The following is a 26,635-nucleotide window of genomic DNA, read 5'->3' on the forward strand; positions in this document are numbered from 1 at the left end:
CGCCGATCAACGTCAGCAAGAGCGCTCCCCCATCCGCCCCTTCGGGGCACCTTCCCCCGCACACGGGAGAAGGACAAAAGGCTCCCCGATTCCCGACACTGATGTCCCCCAACGCCGACATCGCCGCCCTTGGCGGCCACACCATGGGCACCACCTGGAGCGTTAAGCTGGTCGCGCCACGCAGCCGTGACCTGCATGCGCTGCACGCGGGCATCCAGGGGGAACTCGATCGCGTGGTCGCGCAGATGAGCACCTGGGAACCAGACTCGGACATCAGTCGCTACAACCGTGCCGCTGCCGGCCACTGGCAGCCGCTCCCCGAGGACTTCTGGACCGTGCTCAGCGCCGCGCACGACATCGCCCGGCGCAGCGACGGTGCATTCGATCCCAGCATCGGCCCCTTGGTCGCGTTGTGGGGCTTCGGTGCACAGGCGCGCGCGCAGCGCGTACCCGACGCTGCAGAAAGGACAGCGGTCGCCCGCCGCTGCGGCTGGCAGAAGCTTCAGTTGAATCAACCGGCACGCGCTGCGCTGCAACCCGGCGGCCTGCAGTTGGATCTGTCCGCCATCGCCAAGGGCTATGGGGTGGACCTGGTCAGCCATTGGCTGCGTCGCAACGGCGTCGAGGCGGCGCTGGTCGAAGTCGGCGGCGAACTGCACGGCTACGGTCGCAAGCCCGACGGCCAGCCCTGGCGCGTGCTGGTCGAGTCCGCGCCCGAGGAGGATGCCGGTGCCGAGTACCCACCGCGGGTGCTGGCACTGGACGATCTGGCCATCGCCACCTCCGGCGATCGCTGGCACCACTATGACCACGATGGCGTGTCCTACAGCCACACGCTGGATCCGCGCACGCAGGCTCCGGTCACCCGCGCCGCGGCCGCGGTGACGGTGATCGATCGCCAGGCCATGCACGCCGATGCCTGGGCCACCGCATTGACCGTGCTGGGCACCGAACAGGGCTTGGCCTTTGCCCGGGCGCAGGGGCTGGCCGCGCGCTTCGTCTCGCGCGATGGCAGTGGCCTGCAGGAAGCCATGACCCCCGCCTTCCAGCAGTACCTGGACGCAGACGCCACATGAGCACCCCCCGCTTCAATCGTGCGCTGTTCGGCAACCTGGCCGTGATCGCGGTGCTGGTGGCCGTCGCCGTGCTGCTGCTGCGCCTGCACCTGGGCGAGGATTGGTGGCTGGCCTCGCCGCTGCCCTGGCAATGGTGGAGCGCGGCGGGCGTGGGCGCGGTCTATGCGGTTGCCTGTTTCGTCCTGTGGCGGCGCGTGCGCCCGCGCAAGGAGCCGGCCAGCGACACCGGGCAACCGCCGCTGCTGATTGTCTGGGCCAGCCAGACCGGCTTTGCCCGACAACTGGCCGAACGCAGCGCCCAGAGCCTGCGTGCCGCCGGCCATGCCACCCGCCTGCGCGCACTGGACCAGGTCGACGCCGCCCTGCTGGGCAGCAGCCACCAGGCGTTGTTCATCGCCAGCACCACCGGCGAAGGCGACCCGCCGGACCATGCACTGGCCTTCCTGCGCCGGGTGATGCCGCAGGCAAGCGCGTTGCCGGGGCTGCAGTACGCGGTGCTCGCCCTGGGCGACCGCAGCTACGACCACTATTGCGCCTTCGGCCACCAACTCGATGCATGGCTGCGCGCACATGGCGCGCAACCGTTGTTCGACCTCGTCGAGGTCGACAACGCCGATCCCGATGCCTTGCGCCATTGGCAACAGCTGCTCGGCCAACTGGGCGGCACCGCCAGCAACGTGCCGGACTGGAGCGCGCCCGAGTACCAGCCCTGGCGGCTGCAATCGCGCCGGCTGCTCAACCCCGGCAGCGTCGGCGGCCCGGTGTTCCACCTGGCACTGCAACCGGCCGAAGGTGCGCTGCCATCCTGGCAGGCAGGCGACATCGCCGAGATCGGGCCGCGCCAATCCGCCGCGGCGGTGCAGGCCTGGATGCAGGCGCATGGATTCGACCCCGGCACCCGCTTGCCGGACGGTCGCCTGCTGGGCGAACTGCTCGCTGCCTCGCAGTTGCCGGAGCATGCCGCCGACATCGACATCGCCGCCCTCGCCGCCCAGCTCAGACCGCTGCCTCATCGCGAGTACTCCATCGCCTCGATGCCCGGCGAAGGCAGCCTGCAACTGATGCTGCGCCGCCAGCTGCGCCCGGATGGCCAACCCGGCCTTGCCAGTGGATGGCTATGTGACTACACCCAACCCGGTGACCGCATCGACCTGCGCCTGCGCAGCAACGCCAACTTCCATCCGCCGGCCGCGGACGTCCCGCTGATCCTGATCGGCAACGGCACCGGCATCGCCGGCCTGCGCGCGCACCTGCGTGCGCGCATCGACATCGGCGCGCGCCGCAACTGGCTGCTGTTCGGCGAGCGCCATGCCGCCCATGACTTCCACTTCGGCGACGAGCTGCAGCAGTGGCAGCGCGAAGGCTGGATCGAACACCTCGACGCGGTCTTCAGCCGTGATGGCGGCGCCTTCCACTACGTGCAGGATGCGCTGGCCGCGCACGCGCCGCGGTTGCGCGAGTGGATCGACCACGGCGCTACCGTGCTGGTCTGCGGCAGCCTGCAGGGCATGGCCCCGGCGGTGGACGCGGTGATCCTCGATGCCCTTGGCAGCGAGGCCCACGAAGCCCTGCGCATCGCCGGTCGCTACCGGCGCGACGTGTACTGAGTACTCCCAACGGGTAGCGCCGAGGCTTTGCCGCCAGCACCGCAGCGGAGCCGGGCTCCGCTCTACCGCGTCACTGCCGGAGTCACCCGGATCGCCAGCAGCTCGCCGCCACCGTGCAGCGTGAAGCGCTCGCGTGCCCCGGCACCCAACCAGGCGGTATCGCCTGCGGACAATGCCGGCAGCACATCGCCTTCGAAGCGGGCCTGTCCGGTCAGCAGGTGGATCGCCCAGGCCGCCTGTGGCTCGGTGAAGAACAGCATGTTGCCGACCAGCGGGCGATGCAGCAGCTCGGCATTCACCTCATCCCGCCGCCACATCAGGTTGAAGTCCTGGGTGACGCCATCGACCAGCTCGCCCGTGATCACGTCCTCACCCGCGAAACGCAGCCGCTGGTAGGGCGGCAACAGGGTTTCGCAGCGGCCATCGGCAAAGCGCAGGCGCAGGCCTTCGCCCTGCAGCAGCACCAGCTCGCGCTCGATGCCCGGGAATGCGGAAAACGCGGCGTCCTGCTCGATCTCGGCGATGGACAAGCGCAGCTGCCAATCGCCCTGCTCGGGCAGGCGCAGGATCTCGCGGGTCCAGCCCAGCCCGTTGCGCCAGCGCTCGCGCTGGTACTGGGCGGCGGGAATGACACGGGAAGAAAGATTCAGAAGGTCCATGCGCGCATGATGCCATCGCCCGCGCACGGCAGGGCGCCAGGACGGCAGGAGCGACTTCAGTCGCGAAACCGACAATGCCCGCATGAACGCAGAAGCCTGCCATCCGAGAAATCAGATGACAGGCTTCATGCGCCCAGCAACCTCAACCGGCCTCGCGGCCAAAGCCGCTCCAGCCGTGGGGTCAGCGCGGCACGGCCAGGTGTTCGGCGGTCAACGGCTGGCCGGCACGCGGCGTGGTCGCGATCACCGCATCGGCCGGCAACGCGGTGCCGTTGTCCAGGCGCGCTTCCACGCGGTCCAGTGCGGCGTACACATACGGCAACAGCGGCAGGTAGCGCGCGCCGTAATCCGGCAGGCCCAGGAACCCGTCGAAGTGCTGCACGTGCTGCACCTGCCAGTAGCTCACCTCACGCCCCGCCGCCTTGGCGGCAGTGGCGTAGGGCTTGCTGCTGAAGGCCGGCGGGATCAGCCCATCGTCGGTGCCATGCACCACCATCACCGGCAGCCCCTTGCGCGGCAGCCCGGCGCGAGTGGCCTGGACGCCGGCCTGCACGCGCTTGGCATCCTCGCCCTGCCCGTCCCACAAGCCGCGCAGGCATTTCAGCCCGGCGTAGGTCAGGTCCGGCAACTGCACCTTGCTGTCGAGCAGGCCGACGCCGGCGCCCGGCGGAATACCGCTGCCATCGGAAATCCATGCCGCACGCTCGGCGGCGCTGGCCACGCGCGGAGAGAAGTCCGGGTTCTGCGCGGCGAAATTGAAACCGCACGGATGCTCACCCACGCCATAACGGCCATAGGCCGAAGCGTAGGTCGCGGCGATCGCACGCCACAGATCGAAGCCGGTGGACAACGCACCCGCGCGCAATGCGGCATCGGTCCAGCCCTTGCTCAGCATCAACGCGTAGGCCGACTGCGCCTGCGCGGCCGGCGTCGCCCCACTGATCACGCCCTCGCGGGCCAGCGTGGCGCAGCGCACCGCAGCGCCCGCCTGCAATGCGGCGGTCAGCGGCGGTTGCGGCAGGTTGCTCATGTGCAGCTGCGCGCACGGCATCAGCAGCGCGGCTTCGGTGGTGTAGTCGTACAGCGCACGCGCGCCAGGGCCATCGGAATAGATGCTCGGCTCACCGGCCACCACCGCATCCAGCCAGTCACCGTCCATCTCGGCCGCGCGCAGCACCGCGCCGCCGCCGTTGGAGATGCCCACCGCGATGATGCGGGTGTTGTCGAAGGTGAACGGCGCCGCCTGCGGATAGGCCTGGCCCAATGCCAGCAACGCGAACTCGGCCGCCTGCTTCACGTGCCGGCCCCAATCGGCCTCCGGGTTGTCCTTGGAATGGGCGTGCTTGAAGGCCACGCCCGATGCGTTGACCGGCGCATCCGGCGCGAACGCCAGGTCGGCGACCTCGCCCAGTGCACCGACGCTGCCATTGGCGCGCACGCCCTGCTGTGCGTCCAGGTCGTAGTAGTCGCTGCCGGCGCCCTTGTCGGTGTAGACCACCGCACAGCCCTTGGGCAGGCCCCAGGCCGCTGCCACCGACACTGCGCCGTAGATGCCACGCGAGCCCGAGGCCGGGGCCACCAATACGCAGCGCTTGGCCAGGTCGAAGTTGTCCGGCACCTGCGCCAGCACCCGGTGCGGCTTCCTGGCACCCGGCAGACGGGCAAAGGCGGAGTACTCGCGGCCCGGCGCCGGCGCCAGGCTGCCGAACAGCTCGCCGTAACCACCGCCCGGGGCGAGGTCGGCGATGCCACGCCAGCTGCCCCACAGGGCGCGGCGACGCAGCTCATCGACGGTCGGCGCGGTGGCGTCGGCAAAGGCCGGCGGTGCCAGGCTGCGCAATCCGGCCAGGCCGAGGCCGGCGGTGAGCAGGTCATCACTGCCGCGGTGTTCGCTGCGGAGTTCGTTGCTGAACATGGAAGGCTCCACGGACTTGGAGGCGGGGCCGCTGGCGCAGGAGGCCAGGCTCAGTCCGACGAATAGGCCGCAGGCGGCGCGCAGTAGGGATTGGCTCATGGGCGCACACTAGCAGAGGCCCACGGGCCGGCTCATCGTACTTTCGTACCACACGCTTTTAGCACCCCGGCTGCTACGTTTTCCGTACTTTCCCCACTGTTCTACGGAGTCCCCCATGGACCGCTTCCTGCAAGGCCGCACCGCGCTGGTGACCGGCAGTACCTCCGGCATCGGCCTGGCCATCGCACAGGCGCTTTCGGCGGCCGGCGCGCGCGTGGCCATCAACGGCCTGGGTACGCCCGAGCAGATCGACGCCGCGCTCAAGAGCGTGGCCGATGCCGGCAGCGAGGCCCGTCACTTCGGCGCGGACCTGCGCAAACCCGACGAGATCACGACCCTGCTTGAAGCCGTGCAGGCCTGGGGCCAGGTCGACGTGCTGGTCAACTGCGCCGGCATCCAGCATGCCGCGCCGCTGGCCGAGCAGCCGTCACAGAAATGGGACGACATCATTGCCATCAACCTCAGCGCCGCCTTCCACACCATGCAGCACACTCTGCCGGGCATGGCCGAGCGTGGCTTCGGCCGGGTGATCAACATCGCCTCGGTGCACGGGCTGGTGGCCTCGAAGAACAAGGCGCCCTACGTGGCCAGCAAGTTCGGCATCGTTGGCCTGAGCAAGGTGGCCGGGCTGGAATACGCCGCCGCCGGCAGCCGCGACAGCGGCGGCGTCACCGTCAACTGCATCTGCCCGGGCTGGGTCGAAACCCCGCTGATCGAGCCGCAGATCCAGGCCCACCGCAACGGCGGCAGCCGCGACGATGGCGTGCGTGCCCTGCTTGAGGAGAAGCAGCCCAGCCTGCGCATGTCGCTGCCGGAGGACATCGGCGCGATGGTGGTGTGGCTGTGCCGCCGCGAGGCACACAACGTCACCGGCGCGGCGATGCCGATGGATGGCGGCTGGACGTCGCAGTAAGTGCACGCACGCCGACGACACCGGCCAACCGCATCCGCGCATGCTGCGCGTTGATGCGGTTGCGTTTGTCGCCGCTTCGGCCTTTACTCACCGCTTCCGTCGTCCACACGCCCCCGCCCAAGAATGCCCAGCCTGCTGATCGCCGACGACCACCCCCTGTTCCGCGCCGCGCTGCGTCAGGCTGCCAGCGACGCGGTCAACGGCATGCAGGTGCGCGAGGCCGAGTCACTGGAAGGCGTGCTGGCCGCATTGGATGACGCCCCGGAAACCGACCTGATCCTGCTCGACCTGCACATGCCGGGCAACCACGGCCTGGCCGGGCTGGCAGCGATCCGCGCGCAGCACCCGGGCGTGGCGGTGATCGTGGTCTCGGCCAACGATGACCCGCGCGTGGTCCGGCGCGCACTCGATCACGGTGCCGCCGGCTACCTGCCCAAAAGCTCGGGTTTGAATGAGCTGCACGACGCCATCCGCAGCGTGATGGCCTGCGAGCAGTGGTTGCCGGCCTCACTGCGTGCCTCGGTGGCACGCGCGCAGTCCTCCAGCCATGACAGCGAACTGGCCGCGCGCCTGGCCAGCCTCTCGCCGCAGCAGTTCCGGGTGCTGGTGCTGGTTGCCGAAGGACTGCTCAACAAGCAGATCGCCGACCGCCTGGACGTGCAGGAACGCACGGTAAAGGCACATCTGTCCGCCATCTTCGAACGGCTGGGCGTGCGCAACCGCACCCAGGCCAGTGTCGTGCTGCGCGAGCTTGAACTCAGCGACCCCGCCCGCCAGGTGCTCTGACCCACGCGTGCAGGAGCGGCCTCGGCCGCGAAGCAGGAATCGCGTGACTGCAATTGCGCGATGTGGCCTGGCGCTGAAACGGGACCGGCTTCGCGGCCGAGGCCGCTCCTACCGCCCGCGCAGCCAACGATGCAGGTACATGCCCAGCAGCATCGCCGGCACGAACCACAACGCTTCCGGCGACAGCACGCCCAGCCCCACCAGCGCTGGCCCCGGGCAGTAACCGGCCAAGCCCCAGCCGATACCGAACAACGCCGCGCCGAGCAGCAACGGCCGGTCGATCTGCTTGAGTGCCGGGATCTGGAACCGCTCCGCCAACACCGGTGCCGGCCGGCGCAGCACGAAGCGGAACAACACCAGCGTGGTGAGCACCGCACCGCCGAGCACGAACAACAGGGCCGGGTCGAAGTCACCGGACACGTCCAGGAAGCCGAGGATGCGCTGTGGATCGGTCATGCCCGACACCGCCAAGCCCAACCCGAACAGCGCGCCGGAAAGCAGCGCCGCCAGGGTGATGCGTGCATGCGTGTTCATGCCACGTGCCTCACGATGAAGGTGGTAATCACCGCGATCAGCATGAAAGTCAGCACCGCTGCCAGCGACCGCAATGACAGCCGCCCCAAGCCGCATACGCCGTGCCCGCTGGTACAGCCATTGCCCATCCGCGTACCGATGCCCACCAGCACGCCGGCCACCACCAGCAACAGCGGCGAAAACCCCTGCCGCGGCACATAGGCACCGGGCACCGACCACAACCAGGCCGCACCGGCGCCGACCAGTCCGATCAGGAAGGCCAGCCGCCACGCGATTTCGCCCCGCTTCGGCAGCAGCACACCGCCGAGCATGCCGCTGATGCCGGCGATGCGGCCGGTCAACCACAGCAGCAGGGTCGCCGCCATGCCGATCAGCACGCCGCCCAGCAGCGCGCTCATCCACGTGTTCATCGCGCATCACCCATCTGGTCCAGCGGCAGGCGGAAGTAGCGCACGCCGTTGGCATCGGGTTCGGGCAGGCGACCACCGCGGATGTTGACCTGCAACGCGGGCAGGATGAGTCGCGGCACCGGCAAGGTCGCATCACGCTGTTGGCGCAGTTGCACGAAGGCCGATTCGTCGACACCGTCCTTCAAGTGCGCATTGCCGGCACGCTGCGCGGCGATGCTGGTCAGCGGTTCGGCCTCACGGCGCGTGCCGGGGTAGTCATGGCACAGGAAGATCCGCGTATCCGCCGGCAACGCCAGGATCTTCTGGATCGAAGCGAACAGGCGATGCGCGTCACCGCCCGGGAAGTCGGTGCGCGCCGTGCCGCTGTCGGCCGCAAACAGGGTGTCACCAATGAAGGCCGCATCGCCGATCACGTACGTCAACCCGTCATCGGTATGCCCGGGCGTGGCGATCACACGCACCGGCAGGGCGCCGATCGCGAACTGGTCCCCATCGACGAGCAGCCTGTCGAACTGGCGCCCATCGGCGATGAATTCCTCGCCCAGCCCGAACAATACCTTGAACCGCTCCTGCACCTGCACGATGCCGCGCCCGATCGCCACCTGCGCCTGCAGGATGTCGGCCAGGTATCCGGCCGCGCTGAGGTGATCGGCATGCGCGTGCGTCTCCAGGATCCACGTCACCTGCAGCGCCTTGCCGCGCACGAACGCCAACAGCGCATCGGCCGATGCCGTGCTGATCCGTGCGCCGGCCGGCTCGTAGTCCAGTACCGGGTCGATGATCGCCGCGGCACCGCCCTCGCCTTCGTACACCACGTACGTGAACGTGCCGGTGTCCTTGTCGAAGAACGGTTCCACCTGCGGATGAAGCCGGATTGCATCGCTCATGGCCTGCACCTTTGTAATTTAGACTTTTCTAAATTAAACTCCTCTCACCTGAAGCGCAACCCCCCGAAAGCTGGCCCGATGAACACGCCCGACATCGATGCTGCGGACATGCAGTCCCACGCCGAGCAAGCCGCCGCCCTGCTCAAGTCACTCGCCCACCCGGCACGCCTGCGCGTGCTGTGCCACCTGGTGGACGGCGAGGCGTCGGTGAGCGAACTGCAGGCGCAGGTGGCGTTGTCGATGTCGGCGCTGTCCCAGCACCTGGCACTGATGCGCGACGCAGGCCTGGTCAGCACCCGCCGCGAGGCGCAGACCATCTACTACGCGCTGGCCGACAGCCCCGCACTGGGCGTGATGCATGCGCTGTATGAAGCGTATTGCGGCAAGGGAAAGCGCCGGTAGTCCGCGGGACGGGCTCCCGCCGCATTGCCGATCGCGTTGGGCCGGGGTTTCATCCCGGCCTGCGCCGCCTCGCTATCGCTGCGTCACCGTCCGCGCCGCCAGCAGGCGGTCCAGGATCGACTTCAACGCCAACGGCCGCGCCGGCTTCTGCAGCAGGGTCAGCCCCTGCTCCAGCACGTCACGCCGCGTGGCCAGGCTGTCGTCCGCGCTGAGGATCAACGTCGGCCGGGCGCCGTAGCGCTCGGCCAGGCGCGCCTGCAGCGCCGTGCCGGTATCGCCGTCATCCAGGTTGTAATCGAACAACCACAGCGCCACGGCCTGCCGTTCCATCGCCGCGACCGCATCGGCTTCACCGGATCCCTCGGCCACCGCGTAGCCCCAACCGCGCAGCAGTCCCGCCAACGCCGCCAATGCCGCCGGATCGTTGTCCACCACCAGCACCGGCGTGGCCTCCCCTGCGGGCGCGGCACGCTCGTGGAGTGCAACCGGCGGCGCCGATGCCACCAGGACCGACACCGAGAAAACCGTGCCGCGCCCCCTGTCACTGCGCAGCCCCAGTGGTGCATGCAGCAGGCCGGCGATGCGGTCGGCGATCGCCAGCCCCAACCCCAGTCCCTGGCCGCTGGTTTCCTCACCGCGCCGGAACTCCTCGAAGATCCGGCGTTGCTCGCTGCGGGCGATGCCGGGCCCGGTGTCATGCACCTCGATGCGGATCCTGTCCGCTTCCCGCCGTACGCCCAGCAGCACGCCGCCGCGCGCGGTGTAGCGCACCGCATTGGCCAGGAAGTTCTGCAGTACCCGCCGCAACAGCTGCGGGTCGCTGTTCACCCACGTGCGGGTAGGCAGGTAATGGAAGGCCAGGCCACGTGCCGTGGCCAGCGCGCGGAACTCCGAGGCCAGCGGGTCGAGCACCTCGGCCAGCGGCATGTCGCGCGGCTGCGGCACCAGTCCGCCGGCCTCCAGCCGCGACATGTCGAACAAGCCGGTCAGCAGGTCCGTGGTCGAATCCAGCGCCCCCTGGATCTGCACCACGGCCTGCTGCTGCTCCCCGTCGTCCACCTGCTGTGCCAGGCGGTCAGTGAACAGATGCGCCGCGTGCAGCGGTTGCAGCAGGTCATGGCCCACCGCGGCGAGGAAGCGGCTCTTGGCATCGTTGGCACGCTCGGCCTCGCGCTTGGCCGATTCCAGCAGCGCGGTACGCTCGCCGACGCGCTGCTCCAGCGTTTCGTTGCTGCGCTTGAGCTCGCGTTCGCTGCGCCGGAAGGCGGTGACATCGGTGAACGTGGCCACGAAGCCCCCCCCCGGCATCGGGTTGCCGCGGATCTCGACGATGCTGCCATCGGGAAACACGCGCTCGGTCAGGTGCGGCGTGCCGGCACGCATGAAGGCCAGGCGGCGGTCCACCGCGCGCTCGTCGCGCCCGCGCTGCGGCATGGCCTGCAATGCCCAGCGGGTCAGGTCCATGATCGGACGCCCCACCTGCAGCAGTTCCTCCGGGAAGCCGAACATCCGCGCATAGGGCCGGTTCCAGGCCACCAGGCGCTGGTCGCGGTCGATCACGCTGATGCCCTGGCTCATGTTCTGCAATGCCGCCTGCAGCACCTGCTGGCTGAAGCGCAGGTCCTGCGAGGCCTCGCTGACGATGGCGGCCACCGCCGCCAGCTCGCTGCTCTCCCGGCGCGCGGCATCCAGCAGCAGGCGCGCCGATGCCGCGCCGAGCACGGCGGACAATTCCCGTTCGACCCGCGCTTCGACCAGGGTCGGCACCGGGCCGCTGCGCGGCGCATCGGCAAGCAGCCGCTGGACCTGTTCCAGCGGCAGGAAGCGGCGCCCCGCATCGCGCAGTGCGTCGGCATCCAGGCTGCGGCTGGCGCGGTCGGGCGTATCACGCCGCCATACCATCGCCAGCAACGTGACCGCGGTGCCCACGAACAGGCTGGCCCCCACTGCCCGCCCCAGCGGTGTCCATCCGGTCAGGCCGAACAGGCCCTGCGGCGCCAGCCACTGCCAGCCGAACGGGCCGTCCACCAGCCAGCCCGGTGCACGGCCGCTGCTTTCCAGCAGGGACGGCAACAGCAGCACCCACGCCCAGGTGAGGAAGCCGGCCAGCACGCCGGCGATGGCCGCACGCGGGGGCGTCTGCGGTCGCCAGATCGCAAAGCCCAGCACCGGCACCAAGGTGGCCAGCGCCGAAAACGAGATCCCGCCGATGTCGGCCAGCACGTTGCCGCCGCCGATCAGACGGCTGTACGCCCATGCCAGCAGCATGATCAGGCAGATGCCCGCCCGGCGCAGCCAGACCAGCTCGCGGCGATGGTCGCGTCCACCGGCACGCCGCCACGCACCGCGCAGCAGGCCCGGCGCGAACCAATGGTTGCCGATCATCAGGCTCAGCGTCAGCGTGCTCACCACCACCATGCCGGTGGCCGCGCTCAGGCCGCCGAGGAAGGCAAACAGCGCGATCCCTTCGTGCCCGGCCGAGAACGGCAGCGCCAGCGTGTACATGTCCGACGGTACGCTGTTGCCCAGCAGCGCGGTGCCCGCGCGTGCCAATGGCAGGATCGGCAGCGCGATCAACAGCAGGTAGAGCGGGAACAGCCAGCGCGCGGTGCGTACATCGGCCGGGTCGCGGCACTCAACCACGCTGACATGGAACTGGTGCGGCAACAGGAACATCGCCAGCCCGCCCAGCAGCATCAGCGGCACGAACCCGCCCCCGGGGGCATCGGCGGCCGGGGCTGGCATCGACGGCAGGCCCTTCAGCCCGAACCACACGAACAGGCCCAGCACCAGCATCGCGCACAGCTTGAACACCGACTCCACCGCCATCGCCAGCACCAGCCCGCGGTTGTGCTCGGACACATCCGCGCGCCGCGCGCCAAACAGCATCGCGAACAGGGCCATCGCCAGCGCCACGTACAGGGCGCTGTCCTGCCAGGGCGAACCGCCCTGCCCGGCATCGACCGCACGCGAGGTGATCATGCCGAAGCTCATCGCCACCGCCTTCAACTGCAGCGCGATGTAGGGAATCAGGCCAAGCGCGGCCACCAGCGTCACCGTCGCCGCCAGCCAGGCATCGCGCCCGAGCCGCGCGGCGATCAGGTCGGCCAGCGAGGTGGCATTGGTCTCGCGCGCAAGCCGCACCAGGCGCACCATCACGCCCATCGCCAGGGCGTAGAACAGGATGGCCCCGACGAAGGTCGGCGGCAGCGGCCAGCCATAGCGCGCGGCTTGCGTCACCGTGCCGTAGAAGGTCCACGAAGTGCAATGCACGGCCAACGACAACGCGTAGACATGCCGCCAATGCCGCGCGAATGCGGTCGGTCGGCGCTCGCCATACAACGCCGCGCCGAACATCAGCGCCAACCAGGCCAGGCCCGCCAGCGCCACCGTCACCAGACTCAACATGTACGCCGCTTCCCCGAATGCATCGGCGCAGGATACGGAGTAAGCCCGCACCGCAGAAGGGCCATCCCTCACCCCAACCCCTCTCCCGCACGCGGGAGAGGGGCTCAGGTTTGCTTGGGTTGTGGCTTTAAAGCCCCTCTCCCGCACGCGGGAGATGGGCTCAGGTTTGCTTGGGCTGTGGCTTTAAATCCCCTCTCCCGCACGCGGGAAAGAGGGGCTCGGGTTTGCTTGGGCTGTGGCTTTGAAGCCCCTCTCCCGCAGGCGGGAGGGAGGGGCTCAGGTTTGCTTCGGCTGTGGCTTCAAAGCCCCTCTCCCGCAGGCGGGAGAGGGGTTGGGGTGAGGGCCGCTCTGGCACACGTACCCAAGAACGAACAAGGCCCTTCCCGCTACTGCGGGAAGGGCCATCGCTTCTGCTTCGATTCGCGTCCCGGTGCCGTCACCGGCCCTGGCGCTGCATCAGAAGTTGTAACGCACCGACACATACCAGTTGCGCGGCAGACCGTAGTACGCGGTCTGGATGTTGCCCACGCTGGCAAACTCCTGGCCTTCGGTCATGTACTGCTTGTCGGTCAGGTTGCGCACGCCCGAACGCACCTGCCAGCTCATCTGCGGCGAATCCCACACGCCGTAGGCGCCGAGCAGCGTGTACGCGTCCTGGCTCAACACGGCACGGTTGTCCACTGACAGCCAGGTCTCGCTACGGTAGGACACATCACCGCCCAGCGTCAGGCTGCCGTTGTCGCCCAGCGAGAACACATGCTGCAGGGCGACGCGCGCAGTCCAGTCCGGCGAGAACGGCACGTGCGCGTGGCTGACGTTCGGGTCGAAGCCCGGGTAGGACGGATCCAGGCGGAAGTCCTCGAACTTGTCGTACTTGGCGTCCATCCAGCCCACCTGCGCGCTCAGCGTGGTGGACTCACCCAGCAGCGCGCTGCCTTCCAGCTCGATGCCCTTGATGTTCAGCTTGGCGGCGTTCAACACCGGGAAGGTGCCCACGTCCTGCGACACACGGGCCTGGAAGTCGCTGTAGTTGCTGTAGAACGCCGCCGCGCTGCCACGGAAGCGGTGGTCGGCCGAGCTGCCCTTCAGGCCCAGCTCGTAGGTCCACACGTATTCCGGATCGAACTTGGCATGCTCGGTGTCATACACGGTGTTGGCGCGACCATTGAAGCCGCCCGACTTGAAGCCGCGGTTGGCCGACACATAGCCCATCAGGTTGTCGCTGAAGGCCTTCTGCAGGCTGATCGACGGGGTCACGGCGGTCCACGATGCCTTTGCATCGAAGGCCACGGTGCCATTCAGGCCGGCGAACGGCGCACCCCAGAACGTGCTGGTGGAACGCTCGTAGTCCTTCTTGTCCTTGGTCCAGCGCACGCCGGCGGCCACGGTCCAGCTCGGCACGAACTCCCAGTTCACGTGGGCGAAGGCGGCCGTCGAGGTGGTGGTCAGGTCGTCGTCGATCGTGCGCAGGAACGGCACCTTGGCGCCCAGGAACGAGAACAGGTCATCGGCATACGCCTCCTGGTACGACGGCACGTTCTCCTTCATGTAGTACGCGCCGAAGGTGGCATGCAGGTTGGAACCATTGTCGTAATGAAGCTGGAATTCCTGGCTCTTCTGGTTCTGGTCCAGCGCCACCAGCACGTCGCCCAGCTCATACTCGGACGCATCGATGTCGATGTACGACTCGGTCTTGAGCTTGCGGTAGGAGCTGATGCTCTTCAGCGTCCATTGCTCGTTGATGTCCCAATCCATCGCCAGCGACGCACCGGAGTGCTTCAGGTACTGGCCCTGGCCATCGTCGAACGAGGTCCGCGCGCGACGGTTCCATTCACCGGTTTCACCCGGCTTGAGCACGATCGCGCCGCCCGGCGCCAGGCTGGTCTGGACCAGGTTGGCCATCGGCCGGCCCAGGGTCAGCGCCGCGTCCTGCTTGGTGGTATCCAGCGACAGCACCGCGCTGAAGTTGTCGGTCGGCTTGAAGGCCAACTTCAGGCGCAGCGCTTCGGTGTCGTCGTCGTTGTAGCGCTTGCCGGTGTCGGCGTCCTTCACGTAGCCGTCGTTGGTGATCTTGGCACCGGCGATGCTGCCGGCCACCGTATCGCTCAGCTGGCCGGACACGTAGAAGCGGCCTTCCAGGCGACCGTAGTCACCGGCGGTCACTTCCACCGCGCCGCCCTCGTTGTCGAACGGGTTCTTGGTGGTCAGCTTGATCGCGCCGCCGGTGGAGTTCTTGCCGTACAGCGTGCCCTGCGGGCCGCGCAGCACTTCCAGCTGCTGGATGTCGAACAGCGAGAACAGCGCGCCGTTGATGCGCGAGTAGTACACGTCATCGACGTACATGCCCACGCCCGGGTCGAAGGTCTGCAGGGCATCAGGCTGGCCGATGCCACGGATGAACACGTTGACGCTGTTAGCCGAGCCACGGCCCTGGGCGATGTTCATGTTTGGCACCGCGCCCTGCAGACCCTCCACGGTCGAGGCCTGCAGGTCCTTGATCTGCTCCTCGCCGAAGGCGCTCACCGCCACCGGTACGTCCTGGATGGACTCGCTGCGACGGCGTGCCGTCACGGTCACTTCGTCCAGCTGCGTGGCCTGGGTGCCCGCCGCCGTGGCCTGCTGCTCCTGGGCCTGCACGAATGCGGCCGGCGCCAGCAGAATGCCGCCGATGGCCATGCTCAGATACTTGCGCTTCATTGGTCTCCCTCCTCCCGGGTATGACGCAGCGGCAATGGGATGCCGCCATGCTGCGCACGTTAACGACGCGTTAGCCGGCCGCGTATCGTCCCTTCGTACAGTGGGCCGGCCGCCCGCGCGTCCCGATACTCGCCGGCAACGTATTGGCCGGGGAGCCGTGGATGTCGTTTCTGATCGTATTGGCGGCCCTGTGCTTCCTGATGTTCGTGGCCTACCGCGGCTACAGCGTCATCCTGTTCGCCCCGGTGGCCGCGCTGGGCGCGGTGCTGCTGACCGACCCGACCCTGGTCCAGCCGATGTTCACCGGCCTGTTCATGGACAAGATGGTCGGCTTCCTCAAGCTGTACTTCCCGGTATTCGTGCTCGGCGCGGTGTTCGGCAAGCTGATCGAGATCTCCGGGTTCTCCAAGTCCATCGTCAGCGCCACCATCAAGCTGGTCGGCGCCCAACGCGCGATGCTGTCGATCGTGCTGGTCTGCGCCGTGCTGACCTACGGCGGCGTGTCGCTGTTCGTGGTGGTGTTCGCGGTCTACCCGTTCGCGGCCGAGCTGTTCCGCCAAAGCAACATCCCCAAGCGGCTGATCCCCGGCACCATCGCGCTGGGGGCCTTCAGCTTCACCATGGATGCCCTGCCGGGCACGCCGCAGATCCAGAACATCATCCCGTCGGCCTTCTTCGGCACCAACAGCTGGGCCGCCCCATGGCTGGGCGTGATCGGCACCGTGGTGATCATGCTGCTGGGCATGAGCTACCTGGAATGGCGCCGTCGTACCGCCATCGCCAAAGGCGAAGGCTATGCCGGCACCGGCGAGGAGCTGCGCAACGAGCCGGAAGCGTTCCGTGGCGACAAGCTGGCCCACCCGCTGCTGGCGATCCTGCCGCTGATCCTGGTCGGCGTCTCCAACTTCCTGTTCACCCGTTGGATCCCCGGTTTCTACGGTGAAACCCAGTCCTTCCTGCCGGCGGTCATCGGTAATCCGGCCCCGGTGGTGCAGGAGGTCTCCAAGATGGCCGCCATCTGGGCGGTACAGGGGGCGCTGCTGCTCGGCATCCTCAGCGTCATCGCCTTCGCCTGGAAGCCCGTGGTCACGGCCTTCGCCGAAGGCACCAAGTCGGCCATCGGCGGCGCCATGCTGGCCTCGATGAACACCGCCTCGGAGTACGGCTTCGGCGCGGTCATCGCCGCCCTGCCCGGCTTCCTGGTGGTCTCCAACGCCCTTGGCGCAATCCCCAACCCGCTGGTCAACGAAGCGGTGTCGGTCACCGCCATGGCCGGCATCACCGGCTCGGCCTCGGGCGGCATGAGCATCGCGCTGGCCGCGATGGCCGACAGCTTCATCGCCAATGCGCACGCCGCGGGCATCCCGATGGAAGTCCTGCACCGGGTAGCGGCCATGGCCTCCGGCGGCATGGACACGCTGCCGCACAACGGCGCGGTGATCACCGTGCTGGCCGTCACCGGCCTGACCCACCGCCAGTCCTACAAGGACATCTTCGCCATCACCCTGATCAAGACCCTGGCGGTATTCGCGATCATCGCGGTGTATTACATGACCGGGCTGGTTTGATACCGGATCAGGGAACTCCGAGCTCGGAATTCGGAATTCGGAATTCGGAATTCCGAAAGGCTGCCATGTGATCGCAGGGCCGTGTCATTGCCCGCTCTGGCCCTGTACCTCTTGCGGCTCGCGGCGTCAGCCATCACCGCCAGCGCTCAACAAGCGCCCCCTCTACCTCCCCTTCGCTGCACGGCAGGAAAGGAGCAGAACAGCAAAGGCAACGGCGGAAGCCAATTGCTCGCCACTGTTCGCGCCGCAGAAGGCAGGTAGAGGACCGTTTGCACACCATTGGCATGCGGCCGGATGAACGCCAATGGCCATGTCACAGGGCCGGAGGTTTGCTCCGAAGGACTGCGAAGGGATGCCCGGATTGGCGACAAGCCACGCCTTTCCTGCAGCATTCCAGCATTCCAGCATTCCAGCATTCAATATTCCAGACACGAGAAAGGCGCCCCACGAGGCGCCCTCTGCTCTAACCAAGCCCAAAAAAGAACGCCCGGCTGCACGTCACTGTGCAACACCGGGCGATCTCACTTCCCTGTTGGCGTCCTGCCTATCCCCAGCGTCCTGGCCCTTTTGGGTTCCTGGTGGTCCGCCCTCCTGGCGGAACACGAATAAGTCACGTCCTTGTCAGCGCCTTTCGATCGGTTTGACTGCCGGTGTTCCTGCCGGCCTCCTGCTGTCGGCGGGGGCAGCTCCAGCCCTCGCCTCGATCAGGTCTCGATTCCGTTCGACCGTCTTCAGCCCGATTCCCTTCACCAGCGCCAGTTCCTCGACACTCTTGAAGGGGCCGTTTGCCTGTCGATGATCGATGATTGCCTGCGCCTTTGAGGGGCCGACATTCACCATCACCTGATCCAGCTCCGCCGCGGAGGCGGTGTTGATATCGACCTTGTCCGTGGCTTTCGCCGATAGGGTCAACACCAACGCCAGAACCAGTGACTTCAGCATCACGGTGAAAAGCTTCATCACTACTCCTTGTGGTTTGGGACCGCTCCCCGGCATTCCCGCCGGTGGAACAAGTGTTCCGCACCACATGAACATAGGCTATCCGTCACGCCTCGTTTACACAGCCGGCGAACATCCCGACGCCTTGTAGGAAAACCCCTACAAAGCCCATTCAAGGGCAGCGGGCGTAGAATGGTTGCACCTGACATTGCTACCGGAGATCCAGATGGACAGCGCCAAGATCGGCCAATTTCTCAGCGACAAGTGGGACAATGACATCGTCCCGCAATTGGTCGATTACATCCGTATCCCCAACAAGTCGCCGATGTTCGACGCCAACTGGGTCGCCAACGGCTACATGGACCAGGCCGTGGGCCTGATGGAGAACTGGGCCAAGGCGCAGAAGATCCCCGGCCTGCAGGTTGAAGTGGTGCGCCTGGAAGGCCGTACCCCGCTGATTTTCCTGGAGATCCCGGCCACCGGCCCGGAGACTGGCGACGACACCGTGCTGCTCTACGGCCACCTGGACAAGCAGCCGGAAATGACCGGTTGGGACGACGACCTCGGCCCGTGGAAGCCGGTGCTGCGCGGCGACAAGCTGTACGGCCGCGGTGGCGCCGATGACGGCTACGCCATCTTCGGCTCGCTGGCCGCCGTGCTCGCCCTGCAGGAGCAGGGCCTGCCCCACGCCCGCTGCGTGATCCTGATCGAAGCCTGCGAAGAATCCGGCTCCTACGACCTGCCGGCCTACGTCGACCACCTGGCCGACCGCATCGGCCAGCCGTCGCTGGTGGTCTGCCTGGATTCGGGCTGCGCCAACTACGACCAGCTGTGGTGCACCACCTCGCTGCGCGGCCTGACCGGCGGCAACTTCACCGTGAAGGTGCTCAACGAGGGCGTGCACTCCGGCGATGCCTCCGGCGTGGTGCCGTCCAGCTTCCGCCTGCTGCGCCAGCTGCTGTCGCGCATCGAGGACGAAAAGACCGGCCGCATCCTGCTCGACGGCCTGCACACTGAGATCCCCGCCGAACGCCTGGAGCAGGCCAAGCGCGCCGCCGAGGTGGTCGATACCGCCATCTTCGACAAGTTCCCGCTGGTCGATGGCCTCAAGCCGATGAACGACGACCTGACCGAGCTGGTGCTCAACCGCACCTGGCGCCCGGCACTGTCGGTGACCGGCATTGGTGGCATGCCGCCGCTGGAATCGGCCGGCAACGTGCTGCGCCCGGAAACGGCGGTGAAGCTGTCGCTGCGCCTGCCGCCGACCGCCAACGGCAAGGCCTGCGGCGAGCTGCTCAAGGAAGCGCTGCTGCGTGACCCGCCGAACGGCGCGCACGTCAGCCTGGACCTGGAAAAGGCCTCCACCGGCTGGAATGCGCCGGCGATGGCGCCGTGGCTGGAGAAGTCCATCGACGACGCCAGCCAGGCCTTCTTCGGCAAGCCGGCCATGTACATGGGCGAAGGCGGCTCGATCCCGTTCATGGGCATGCTGGGCGAGAAGTTCCCGGGCGCGCAGTTCATGATCACCGGCGTGCTCGGCCCGCACTCCAACGCGCACGGCCCGAACGAGTTCCTGCACATCCCGATGGGCAAGCGCGTGACCTCGTGCGTGTCCAAGGTGCTGTTCGACCACCACGCGGCCAGCCTGCGCGGCGAGACCAGCGGCTCCAAGGTGCATGCCGACAGCGGCACCCGCCACGGCGGCCACGGCTGCTGCTGAGCCCGGCCGGCTTGATGACGGACGCAGCCCGGCCTTGCTAGGCTGCGTCTTTCCTTCTGGCAGGCACGCACATGAGCGGACTGTTTGGCAGTGACAGCTGGCTGTACATCATCCTGATCGGCTTCTTCGTCGGCCTGCTGGGGCGGTTCTTCATGCCCGGCAACAACCGCATGGGCTGCCTGTTGACCATCGTGCTCGGCATTGCTGGTGCCGTGTTCGCCGGCTGGTTCGGCCGCGAGATGGGCTGGTACTCGGCGGGACAGCCGGCCGGCTTCCTCGGCGCCATCATCGGTGCAGTCGCCATCCTCGCCCTGCTGCGGCTGATCAGCGGCAGCAAGCGCTGAGCCTTCCCGCCGCATTCCCTGATTCCCGGCGTCGCATGGCGCCGTTTTGACGTACCCGTCCATGACCGATCCCGCTACCGACCCGCTGCGCGCGCAGCAGCGCCTGCACTGGGCACGTACCGCCCTGGGCGATGCCGATGCCGCGCTGGAGCGCGCCTCGGTCGACGCCGGCTTCCGCAGCTACTGGCGTGCCACCGGCGCACGCGGCAGCCACATCGTGATGGATTCGCCGCCTGGGCTGGAAGACGTCACGCCCTGGCTGCGCATGCATGACCTGCTCGCCCCGCATGGCGTGCGGGTGCCGCAGGTGCTTGCCCGCGACGTCGACAACGGCTTCCTGCTGCTGGAAGACCTCGGCGTGCCTACCCTCGCCCGCCACATCAACGAAGACAACGCCGATGCCTGGTTCGAGGCGGCCTTCGAGCAGTTGATCCGGCTGCAGTCGATCCCGGTCCCGGAGGGGCTCGGCGTGTTCGGCGAAGCGCTGTTGCAACGCGATGCCGGCCTGTTCGACGAATGGTTCCTGCGCAAGCACCTTGGCCTGCAACTGGACTGTGGTGAGGTCGACCGGCTTCAGCAGGTCCAGCGCCGCCTGATGGACAACGCGCTCAACCAGCCGCAGGTGCTCACCCACCGTGACTTCATGCCGCGCAACCTGATGCCGGTCGGCGACACGCTGGCAGTGCTGGATTTCCAGGACCTGGTGCGCGGGCCGATCGCCTACGACCCGGTCAGCCTGTTCAAGGACGCGTTCCTGAGCTGGCCGCTGGCACGCGTGGATGGCTGGCTGGCGCGCTACCACGCCCGCGCGCAGGAAGCCGGCCTGCCGGTGCGGCCGTGGCCGTTGTTCCTGCGCGATGCCGACTGGATGGGCGTGCAGCGCCACCTCAAGATCCTGGGCCTGTTCGTGCGCCTGCGCGACCGCGACCACAAGCCGCACTACTACGCCGACGCACCGCGCTTCCTCCGCTACCTGGACGAAGTGCTGCCACGCCATCCGGAGCTGGCGCCGCTGCACGACCTGTTCGAGCGCCGCATCAAGCCTGCCCTGGCTGCCAAGGGCGAGGCATGAAGGCGCTGATCTTCGCCGCCGGCCTGGGCGAACGCATGCGCCCGCTGACCGACCACACGCCCAAGCCGCTGCTGCCGGTCGCCGACACACCATTGATCGAATGGCACCTGCAGCGCTTGGCCGCATTGGGGATCGACGAGGTGGTGATCAACACCAGCTGGCTGGCCGAGCAGTTCCCGCAGCAGCTGGGCGATGGCAGCCGCTGGGGTCTGCGCCTGCATTTCAGTTACGAAGGCCCAACGCCACTGGAGACCGGCGGCGGCATGTGCAACGCACTGCCCCTGCTCGGCGATGCGCCGTTCATCGCGGTCAATGGCGATATCTGGAGCGATTTCGATTTCGCGCGCCTGCCGTCCACGCTGGACGGCCTGGCGCACCTGGTGATGGTCGACAACCCCGAGCATCATCCGCGCGGCGATTTCATCCTTGGCCAGGACGGCCAACTGCGCGATGACGGTGATGCCCCACGGCTGACCTTCGCCGGGATCGGCCTGTACCGGCCGTCACTGCTGCAGGACTGGCAAACCGTGATTGGTGATGTCCAAGGCAGCGACGCGATGCCGCCACGTTTCAAGCTGGCGCCGTTGCTGCGTGCGGCGATGGCGCTGGAAGCGGTCAGCGGCCAGCACCATGCCGGTGCCTGGACCGATGTGGGTACGCCGCAGCGGCTGCAGCAACTGGATGCGCGGCTGCGCGGCACTGGCAGCTGAGACTGGCGTTGCGGCAGTGGCGTGGCAGAGCGCTTACCCCTCCCCTTCGCTGCGCGAAAGGCAGGGCAAGAGCGGGTTTCGCTGCCATCTGTTCGACCGCGCGAAATCACCTCATCCCTTTCGCGCAGCGAAGGGGATGGCTGGGGAGGGGGGCGCGCTCCAACGGCCAATAGAACAACAACACGGGAATTCCATCCCAGCCCAGGCGGCCGGGCTTACTCGCCGCTACCCGCTTCCAGCACGCGCTTGAGGAACGGCACGGTGATGCGCCGCTTGGCCGCCAGCGATTCGCGGTCCAGTTTCTCCAACAGCGTCACCAACCCGCTCAGGTCGCGGCCGGTGCGGTTCAGCAGCCAGTCCAGCGTGGCCTCGTCCATCACCAGCCCACGCCGCACCGAACGCTCGCGCAGCACCGCCGCGCGGCCTTCGTCGTCCAGCGGGTCGAGCATGATGCGCCCGCATTGCGACAGCCGCGAGCGCAGGTCCGGCAGCACCAGCCCCAGCGCGTCGGGCGTGCAGCGCGCGGTGTACAGCAGGGTCACATCGGCCGCCCGCGCGCGGTTGTGGAACTCGAACAGGGTGACTTCCTGCTCGCGGCGGCCGGCGATGTACTCCAGCCCGTCCAGCGCCACCACGTCATGGCCTTCCAGGGCTTCCAGCGCCTCGTCCAGGCGCTTGCCTGCCGCCTGCAGCGGCAGGTAGGCCGGGCGACGCCCGGCTTCCAGCGCGGCGGCACAGGTGGCCAGCGACAAATGCGTCTTGCCGGTGCCACCAGCACCGGCAAGGAAGATCCAGTCGTGGCTGCTGCCGACGGCAAGCGCGCGCAACTGGGCCAGCGCGCCATCCGGCGCGCCGATGAACGTCTCGAATCGCTGGTCAGGCGGATAGCGCAAGGCCAGCGGCAACTGCGGCACACTCACTTCGGTTCTACATCCTTCGACACGATGGCCAGTTCCGTCGGGGCATCACTGCTCCGCGGGTCCAGCACGATCGTCGGCCCATGGCCTGCGTACAACTCACTCTGGCGATAACGTTCGTGCGCGTAGCGCAGCAGCACGTTGATCACGGCTGCCGCCGGCAGGGCCAGCAGCATCCCCAGGAAACCAAACAACTGGCCACCGGCCATCACCGCGAAGATCACCGCCACCGGGTGCAGGCCGATCTTGTCGCCGACGATACGTGGGGTCAGCACGTAGCTTTCCAAGAGCTGGCCGACGGTGAACACCACGCCCACCAGCACCAGCAGCTTCAGGTCGAACCCCTGTGCCTGCACCAGCGCGGCCAGCACCGCCATGACCACGCCGGTGGTCGCGCCCAGGTACGGGATGAAGCTGATCAGGCCAGCCACGATGCCGATCAGCAGGCCCAGCTTGAGCCCCACCACCGACAGGCCCACCGCATACACCACGCCCAGCGCGATCATCACCGCGATCTGCCCGCGGATGAACGCCCCGAGCACCTCGTCCGATTCCTTGGCCAACCGCGAGACGGTTTCGATGTGGTTGCGCGGGATCACCGACGCCACCCGCTCCACCAGCTTGTCCCAGTCACGCAGGAAGTAGTACGCCAGGATCGGCAGCAGCGCCAGGTTGACCACCCAGGCCACCATCGCGAAACCCGAGCGCGACAGGTAGCCGAAGAAGGTGCTGGCCACGCCGCCGGCCTGCTGCCAGTGGCTACGGATCCAATCGATCAGGCGGTCCGGGTCCAGCCAGCCCATCAGCTCAAGGCCGGTCTTGGCCTCGATCCACGGGATCGCCGTGCCCATCAACCAGGCCTGGCCCTGCGGCAACGCGGCCACCAGGGTGGTGATCTGGCGCTCGATCATCGGCACCAGGATCAGCAGCGCCAACACCAGCAACAGCACCATCAGCGCGAACACCATGACCACCGCGGTATTGCGCGAGCGGCCACGTGCCTCCAGCCGGTCCACCAGCGGGTCGCCCAGCCAACCCAGCATCAGCGCGACCACGAACGGGGTCAGGATCGGCGCCAGCAGCCACATCACCCACAAGCCGAACGCGGAGAGCACCATCCATTTCAGGCGGCGCAGGAACAGTGCGATTTCTGCTTCCGGGGTTTCGGTGCTCATCGAATGCGGTACTCGCCCTGCTTGCTGCCGGTGTCGGTGCCTTCGGTCGCATCGCCGTCCTGGACCGCCTGGCCAACCGGCTGCAGCGGCGAATTCTGGCCCAGCATGCGGTTCAGGCCCGGCAGGCCGGTCATCAGCTCCACGTCCAGCTCCAGCCGGTCACCGTTGGCCTGGATCGGGATGATCGACTTGACCACGGCCGCGCCCTGCAGCGCGGAGGCCGCCCGCAGGTAGTCGTCGGCACCGCGGATGCCGTTGATCGCGATGCGGTACGTGCCCGCCGCGCCGGCCACCGGGGCCTTGGCATAGCGACGCACCAACGCATCGGCGACACCGTCGGCGCCACCGGCCATCGCGCGGCGGGCATCGCCATCACGGGTGGTCCACTTGGACAGTTCGCGGCCGTTGTCGACGAACACCCAATCGGCCTGCCAACCGCCACCGCCGGCGCGGTAGAGCTTGCCCACCAGCTGCATCGGCGGCGCGTAGCGCGCCGAGGCGCGTGCGACCGCGGTGGTGTCCTGACGCCAGATCGCGCCGACCAGCGCCTGCTCGGCGGCGCCGCCGGCCGGCAGTCCCAGCCGGTAGCCGCGCTCGATCGCGCGGTCCAGCAACGGGCGGGCCGCATTGGCCTGCTGGGTGCCGACCAGGCGCGGGCCGCTGCCATCGTCGATGGCCAGCCAGATCACCGGCTTGGGCCGTGGCTGCGGCCAGACCGGCAGGCCCAGCGCGGCGACCAGCCCGTCCACATCGTCCTGGCGGAAGCGCGCGACCAGCATGGTCCGGTAGCTCGGCGCACCGCTGGCGCCGACGCTCTGGTCCTGGCGGTAGTCGTAGCTCTCGACCATGTCCTTGGCGCTGCGCAGCGCCTGCGCCACGCCCGGGCGGGTCATCGCGGCGCGGTCACCGGACAACTTGCCCAGCACCGCGCCCAGCGCGCGCGCCAGCGCACCGCCGCGGTCGGCGTCGCTCTGGCTGTTGACCGGCACTTCGGCCTCGTAGGTGCCGCTGGCATTGGCGACGTCCCCTTCGGTACGCATGCCCGACTGGGCCAGCGCACCGCCGCCCAAGGGCAGGCAGAGCGCCAGAAACAGGATTGTGACCAGGCTGCGACGCATTGAATATTCCATTGCTCGACGGTTCCGGGGGGAATTGTTGCCCGAATGGGGCCTTCGCGCCAACGTGGCCTGTTAAAATCGACCGTTCACCCCGCCAGCGCAGCCGACCGTGACCAGCACCCCGACTTCCGCCAACTCTCCCCTCACCTACCGTGACGCCGGTGTCGACATCGACGCGGGCAATGAACTGGTGGAGCGCATCAAGCCCTTGGTCAAGCGCAGCTTCCGCCCGGAGGTGATGGGCGGGCTGGGCGGCTTCGGCGCCCTGTTCGACCTGTCCAACAAGTACCGCGAGCCGGTGCTGGTGTCCGGTACCGACGGCGTCGGCACCAAGCTGAAGCTGGCCCAACAGCTGGGCCGCCATGACACGATCGGCATCGACCTGGTCGCCATGTGCGTCAACGACGTATTGGTGCAGGGCGCCGAGCCGCTGTTCTTCCTGGATTACTTCGCCACCGGCAAGCTGGACATCGACACCGCCGCCGCGGTGGTGGGCGGCATCGCCAATGGCTGCACCGAAGCCGGTTGCGCCCTGATCGGCGGCGAAACCGCCGAAATGCCGGACATGTACGCCCCGGGCGAATACGACCTGGCCGGGTTCACCGTCGCGGCCGTGGAAAAGAGCGAGCTGAAGGACGGCTCGGCCGTGCAGCAGGGCGACGTGCTGATCGGCATCGCCTCCTCCGGCCCGCACTCCAACGGCTACTCGCTGGTCCGCCGCATCTACGAGCGTGCCGGCAGCCCGGCCGAGCTGGTGCTGGAGAACGGCGTGAAGCTGGTCGATGCGCTGATGGCGCCGACCCGCCTGTACGTCAAGCCGCTGCTGTCGCTGCTCAAGGAACACGGCACCGCCATCCACGGCATGGCCCACATCACCGGTGGCGGCCTGACCGAGAACATCATCCGCGTGGTACCCGAAGGCCTGGGCCTGGACATCGACGCGCGCAGCTGGACGCTGCCGCCGGTGTTCCAGTGGCTGCAGCGCGAAGGCAACGTCGCCGACAGCGAGATGTGGCGCACCTTCAACTGCGGCATCGGGTTCGTGCTGCTGGTGCCGGCCGACCAGGTCGCCGCCATCAACGCCTCGCTCGACGCCCTGGAACTGGCGCACTGGCAGATCGGCGAGGTGGTCGCGGCCACCGGCACCGAACGCGTGCGCATCGGCTGAAGCCCCTCCCGACCCACAAGGTGCCACTCATGGACGCAGTGAACGCCCCCGTTCCGCCGCCACTCGACCTGCCCGCAGAGGACGCCAACCACCTGCGCCTGCTGTCGATCTTCCACTACGTGCTGGCGGGCTTCACCGGCTTGTTCTCGCTGTTCCCCGTCCTGCACCTGGTGCTGGGGCTGGCCATGGTGTCGGGCAAGTTGCCGGTGGACGCGAACAACCCCAACGCGGAGCTCGAGCCGCAGCTGGTCGGCTGGTTCTTCGTCGCCTTCGCCGGCATCTTCATCACCTGCGGGCTGACCCTGGCCGGCTTCATGGTCTACGCCGGGCGCTGCCTGGCGCAGCGCCGGCGCCATACCTTGTGCCTGGTGGTGGCCGGCATCTCCTGCATGATGATGCCGTTCGGCACGGTCCTGGGTGTATTCACCCTGATCGTGCTGTTGCGCCCCCAGGTCAAGGCGGCCTTTGCTTGAACCCTGTCCTGTCGCTGCCTTCCCCGCTGCGGGGCCGC

General features: G+C 68.0%; 23 protein-coding genes. 12 read left to right on the forward strand and 11 right to left on the reverse strand.

What is annotated here, in order from left to right; translation table 11 throughout:
• Positions 1–101 precede the first annotated feature (101 nt).
• Positions 102–1,076, forward strand: coding sequence for an FAD:protein FMN transferase (locus IB227_RS04550; RefSeq protein ID WP_192286474.1), 975 nt, complete (start codon positions 102–104; stop codon positions 1,074–1,076).
• Positions 1,073–2,683: a sulfite reductase flavoprotein subunit alpha gene (locus IB227_RS04555; protein ID WP_192286475.1), complete on the forward strand. Its 1,611-nt coding sequence runs from the start codon at positions 1,073–1,075 to the stop codon at positions 2,681–2,683. The genes IB227_RS04550 and IB227_RS04555 overlap by 4 nt, the downstream gene beginning before the upstream one ends.
• A 62-nt stretch (positions 2,684–2,745) precedes the next feature.
• Here IB227_RS04555 and IB227_RS04560 read toward each other — a convergent pair whose 3' ends face one another.
• Together IB227_RS04560 and IB227_RS04565 are read right to left on the reverse strand one after the other, a co-directional pair.
• Entirely contained in the window at positions 2,746–3,342 is a 597-nt protein-coding gene (locus IB227_RS04560) for a HutD family protein (RefSeq protein WP_192286476.1), read from the reverse strand.
• Between the two features lie 181 nt (positions 3,343–3,523).
• The gene (locus IB227_RS04565; RefSeq protein ID WP_225591586.1) at positions 3,524–5,356 is read right to left on the reverse strand and encodes a D-(-)-3-hydroxybutyrate oligomer hydrolase; all 1,833 of its coding nucleotides are present in this window, start codon (positions 5,354–5,356) and stop codon (positions 3,524–3,526) included.
• Between the two features lie 115 nt (positions 5,357–5,471).
• Between IB227_RS04565 and IB227_RS04570 the strand changes: the two genes are divergently transcribed.
• Positions 5,472–6,269, forward strand: a complete 798-nt coding sequence (locus tag IB227_RS04570) for a 3-hydroxybutyrate dehydrogenase (protein ID WP_132864727.1) — start codon at positions 5,472–5,474, stop codon at positions 6,267–6,269.
• 123 nt (positions 6,270–6,392) lie between these two features.
• Positions 6,393–7,055 (forward strand): response regulator transcription factor, encoded by a 663-nt coding sequence (locus tag IB227_RS04575; protein ID WP_192286478.1) that lies wholly within the window; start codon positions 6,393–6,395, stop codon positions 7,053–7,055.
• A 108-nt stretch (positions 7,056–7,163) separates the two neighbouring features.
• On the opposite strand, the gene IB227_RS04580 is transcribed toward IB227_RS04575, so the two are convergent.
• From IB227_RS04580 to IB227_RS04590, 3 genes are read right to left on the reverse strand one after another with little or no spacing between them, the layout of a single operon-like run.
• Positions 7,164–7,589 carry a YeeE/YedE family protein gene (locus IB227_RS04580; RefSeq protein ID WP_192286479.1) on the reverse strand — a complete coding sequence of 142 codons (426 nt, stop codon included), beginning with the start codon at positions 7,587–7,589 and terminating at the stop codon, positions 7,164–7,166.
• Positions 7,586–7,999, reverse strand: coding sequence for a YeeE/YedE family protein (locus IB227_RS04585; RefSeq protein ID WP_192286480.1), 414 nt, complete (start codon positions 7,997–7,999; stop codon positions 7,586–7,588). Before IB227_RS04585 ends, IB227_RS04580 begins: the two co-directional genes overlap by 4 nt.
• Positions 7,996–8,886 carry an MBL fold metallo-hydrolase gene (locus IB227_RS04590; RefSeq protein WP_192286481.1) on the reverse strand — a complete coding sequence of 297 codons (891 nt, stop codon included), beginning with the start codon at positions 8,884–8,886 and terminating at the stop codon, positions 7,996–7,998. The genes IB227_RS04585 and IB227_RS04590 overlap by 4 nt, the downstream gene beginning before the upstream one ends.
• Positions 8,887–8,964: 78 nt before the next feature.
• Between IB227_RS04590 and IB227_RS04595 the strand changes: the two genes are divergently transcribed.
• The gene (locus IB227_RS04595; protein WP_192286482.1) at positions 8,965–9,288 is read left to right on the forward strand and encodes a metalloregulator ArsR/SmtB family transcription factor; all 324 of its coding nucleotides are present in this window, start codon (positions 8,965–8,967) and stop codon (positions 9,286–9,288) included.
• A gap of 72 nt (positions 9,289–9,360) precedes the next feature.
• Here IB227_RS04595 and IB227_RS04600 read toward each other — a convergent pair whose 3' ends face one another.
• Both IB227_RS04600 and IB227_RS04605 read right to left on the reverse strand, forming a co-directional pair.
• Positions 9,361–12,696 (reverse strand): PAS-domain containing protein, encoded by a 3,336-nt coding sequence (locus IB227_RS04600; protein WP_192286483.1) that lies wholly within the window; start codon positions 12,694–12,696, stop codon positions 9,361–9,363.
• A gap of 456 nt (positions 12,697–13,152) precedes the next feature.
• Positions 13,153–15,393: a TonB-dependent receptor gene (locus IB227_RS04605; RefSeq protein WP_192286484.1), complete on the reverse strand. Its 2,241-nt coding sequence runs from the start codon at positions 15,391–15,393 to the stop codon at positions 13,153–13,155.
• A 161-nt stretch (positions 15,394–15,554) separates the two neighbouring features.
• Here IB227_RS04605 and IB227_RS04610 point away from each other — a divergent pair, with 161 nt between their 5' ends.
• Positions 15,555–16,961: a GntP family permease gene (locus IB227_RS04610; RefSeq protein ID WP_192286485.1), complete on the forward strand. Its 1,407-nt coding sequence runs from the start codon at positions 15,555–15,557 to the stop codon at positions 16,959–16,961.
• A 621-nt stretch (positions 16,962–17,582) separates the two neighbouring features.
• Here IB227_RS04610 and IB227_RS04615 read toward each other — a convergent pair.
• A complete protein-coding gene (locus IB227_RS04615; protein ID WP_192287272.1) occupies positions 17,583–17,990 on the reverse strand; it encodes a ComEA family DNA-binding protein in 408 nt (135 codons plus the stop codon).
• A 136-nt stretch (positions 17,991–18,126) separates the two neighbouring features.
• Between IB227_RS04615 and IB227_RS04620 the strand changes: the two genes are divergently transcribed.
• The 4 genes from IB227_RS04620 (at position 18,127) to murU (ending at position 21,746) form a co-directional block, all read left to right on the forward strand.
• A complete protein-coding gene (locus IB227_RS04620) occupies positions 18,127–19,620 on the forward strand; it encodes a M20 family metallopeptidase (RefSeq protein WP_192286486.1) in 1,494 nt (497 codons plus the stop codon).
• A gap of 71 nt (positions 19,621–19,691) precedes the next feature.
• The gene (locus IB227_RS04625) at positions 19,692–19,964 is read left to right on the forward strand and encodes a GlsB/YeaQ/YmgE family stress response membrane protein (protein WP_192286487.1); all 273 of its coding nucleotides are present in this window, start codon (positions 19,692–19,694) and stop codon (positions 19,962–19,964) included.
• A gap of 61 nt (positions 19,965–20,025) precedes the next feature.
• Entirely contained in the window at positions 20,026–21,036 is a 1,011-nt protein-coding gene (locus IB227_RS04630) for a phosphotransferase (protein ID WP_192286488.1), read from the forward strand.
• Positions 21,033–21,746 carry an N-acetylmuramate alpha-1-phosphate uridylyltransferase MurU gene (gene murU / locus IB227_RS04635; RefSeq protein WP_192286489.1) on the forward strand — a complete coding sequence of 238 codons (714 nt, stop codon included), beginning with the start codon at positions 21,033–21,035 and terminating at the stop codon, positions 21,744–21,746. The genes IB227_RS04630 and murU overlap by 4 nt, the downstream gene beginning before the upstream one ends.
• 215 nt (positions 21,747–21,961) lie before the next feature.
• On the opposite strand, the gene hda is transcribed toward murU, so the two are convergent.
• The 3 genes from hda to IB227_RS04650 are packed head-to-tail and all read right to left on the reverse strand — an operon-like array spanning position 21,962 to position 24,968.
• On the reverse strand, positions 21,962–22,666 hold the full coding sequence (gene hda, locus IB227_RS04640; protein ID WP_192286490.1) for a DnaA regulatory inactivator Hda: 705 nt from the start codon (positions 22,664–22,666) through the stop codon (positions 21,962–21,964).
• The gene (locus tag IB227_RS04645; RefSeq protein WP_132864744.1) at positions 22,663–23,838 is read right to left on the reverse strand and encodes an AI-2E family transporter; all 1,176 of its coding nucleotides are present in this window, start codon (positions 23,836–23,838) and stop codon (positions 22,663–22,665) included. The genes hda and IB227_RS04645 overlap by 4 nt, the downstream gene beginning before the upstream one ends.
• Positions 23,835–24,968 carry a DUF2066 domain-containing protein gene (locus IB227_RS04650; RefSeq protein WP_225591587.1) on the reverse strand — a complete coding sequence of 378 codons (1,134 nt, stop codon included), beginning with the start codon at positions 24,966–24,968 and terminating at the stop codon, positions 23,835–23,837. The genes IB227_RS04645 and IB227_RS04650 overlap by 4 nt, the downstream gene beginning before the upstream one ends.
• 97 nt (positions 24,969–25,065) lie before the next feature.
• Between IB227_RS04650 and purM the strand changes: the two genes are divergently transcribed.
• Positions 25,066–26,124, forward strand: coding sequence for a phosphoribosylformylglycinamidine cyclo-ligase (purM, locus tag IB227_RS04655; protein ID WP_132864746.1), 1,059 nt, complete (start codon positions 25,066–25,068; stop codon positions 26,122–26,124).
• Positions 26,125–26,153: 29 nt separating this feature from the next.
• The gene (locus IB227_RS04660; RefSeq protein WP_192286492.1) at positions 26,154–26,597 is read left to right on the forward strand and encodes a hypothetical protein; all 444 of its coding nucleotides are present in this window, start codon (positions 26,154–26,156) and stop codon (positions 26,595–26,597) included.
• Positions 26,598–26,635: the final 38 nt, after the last annotated feature.

Source organism: Stenotrophomonas sp. STM01, from assembly GCF_014852135.1.
GTDB lineage: Bacteria > Pseudomonadota > Gammaproteobacteria > Xanthomonadales > Xanthomonadaceae > Stenotrophomonas > Stenotrophomonas capsici.

What these genes read in the sequence shown, in the direction of transcription:
- IB227_RS04550 (WP_192286474.1), top strand. Translation starts at nt 102, where the DNA reads ATGTCCCCCAACGCCGACATCGCCGCCCTTGGCGGCCACACCATGGGC.
- IB227_RS04555 (WP_192286475.1), top strand. Translation starts at nt 1,073, where the DNA reads ATGAGCACCCCCCGCTTCAATCGTGCGCTGTTCGGCAACCTGGCCGTG.
- IB227_RS04560 (WP_192286476.1), bottom strand. Translation starts at nt 3,342, where the DNA reads ATGGACCTTCTGAATCTTTCTTCCCGTGTCATTCCCGCCGCCCAGTAC.
- IB227_RS04565 (WP_225591586.1), bottom strand. Translation starts at nt 5,356, where the DNA reads ATGAGCCAATCCCTACTGCGCGCCGCCTGCGGCCTATTCGTCGGACTG.
- IB227_RS04570 (WP_132864727.1), top strand. Translation starts at nt 5,472, where the DNA reads ATGGACCGCTTCCTGCAAGGCCGCACCGCGCTGGTGACCGGCAGTACC.
- IB227_RS04575 (WP_192286478.1), top strand. Translation starts at nt 6,393, where the DNA reads ATGCCCAGCCTGCTGATCGCCGACGACCACCCCCTGTTCCGCGCCGCG.
- IB227_RS04580 (WP_192286479.1), bottom strand. Translation starts at nt 7,589, where the DNA reads ATGAACACGCATGCACGCATCACCCTGGCGGCGCTGCTTTCCGGCGCG.
- IB227_RS04585 (WP_192286480.1), bottom strand. Translation starts at nt 7,999, where the DNA reads ATGAACACGTGGATGAGCGCGCTGCTGGGCGGCGTGCTGATCGGCATG.
- IB227_RS04590 (WP_192286481.1), bottom strand. Translation starts at nt 8,886, where the DNA reads ATGAGCGATGCAATCCGGCTTCATCCGCAGGTGGAACCGTTCTTCGAC.
- IB227_RS04595 (WP_192286482.1), top strand. Translation starts at nt 8,965, where the DNA reads ATGAACACGCCCGACATCGATGCTGCGGACATGCAGTCCCACGCCGAG.
- IB227_RS04600 (WP_192286483.1), bottom strand. Translation starts at nt 12,696, where the DNA reads ATGTTGAGTCTGGTGACGGTGGCGCTGGCGGGCCTGGCCTGGTTGGCG.
- IB227_RS04605 (WP_192286484.1), bottom strand. Translation starts at nt 15,393, where the DNA reads ATGAAGCGCAAGTATCTGAGCATGGCCATCGGCGGCATTCTGCTGGCG.
- IB227_RS04610 (WP_192286485.1), top strand. Translation starts at nt 15,555, where the DNA reads ATGTCGTTTCTGATCGTATTGGCGGCCCTGTGCTTCCTGATGTTCGTG.
- IB227_RS04615 (WP_192287272.1), bottom strand. Translation starts at nt 17,990, where the DNA reads ATGTGGTGCGGAACACTTGTTCCACCGGCGGGAATGCCGGGGAGCGGT.
- IB227_RS04620 (WP_192286486.1), top strand. Translation starts at nt 18,127, where the DNA reads ATGGACAGCGCCAAGATCGGCCAATTTCTCAGCGACAAGTGGGACAAT.
- IB227_RS04625 (WP_192286487.1), top strand. Translation starts at nt 19,692, where the DNA reads ATGAGCGGACTGTTTGGCAGTGACAGCTGGCTGTACATCATCCTGATC.
- IB227_RS04630 (WP_192286488.1), top strand. Translation starts at nt 20,026, where the DNA reads ATGACCGATCCCGCTACCGACCCGCTGCGCGCGCAGCAGCGCCTGCAC.
- murU (WP_192286489.1), top strand. Translation starts at nt 21,033, where the DNA reads ATGAAGGCGCTGATCTTCGCCGCCGGCCTGGGCGAACGCATGCGCCCG.
- IB227_RS04645 (WP_132864744.1), bottom strand. Translation starts at nt 23,838, where the DNA reads ATGAGCACCGAAACCCCGGAAGCAGAAATCGCACTGTTCCTGCGCCGC.
- IB227_RS04650 (WP_225591587.1), bottom strand. Translation starts at nt 24,968, where the DNA reads ATGGAATATTCAATGCGTCGCAGCCTGGTCACAATCCTGTTTCTGGCG.
- IB227_RS04660 (WP_192286492.1), top strand. Translation starts at nt 26,154, where the DNA reads ATGGACGCAGTGAACGCCCCCGTTCCGCCGCCACTCGACCTGCCCGCA.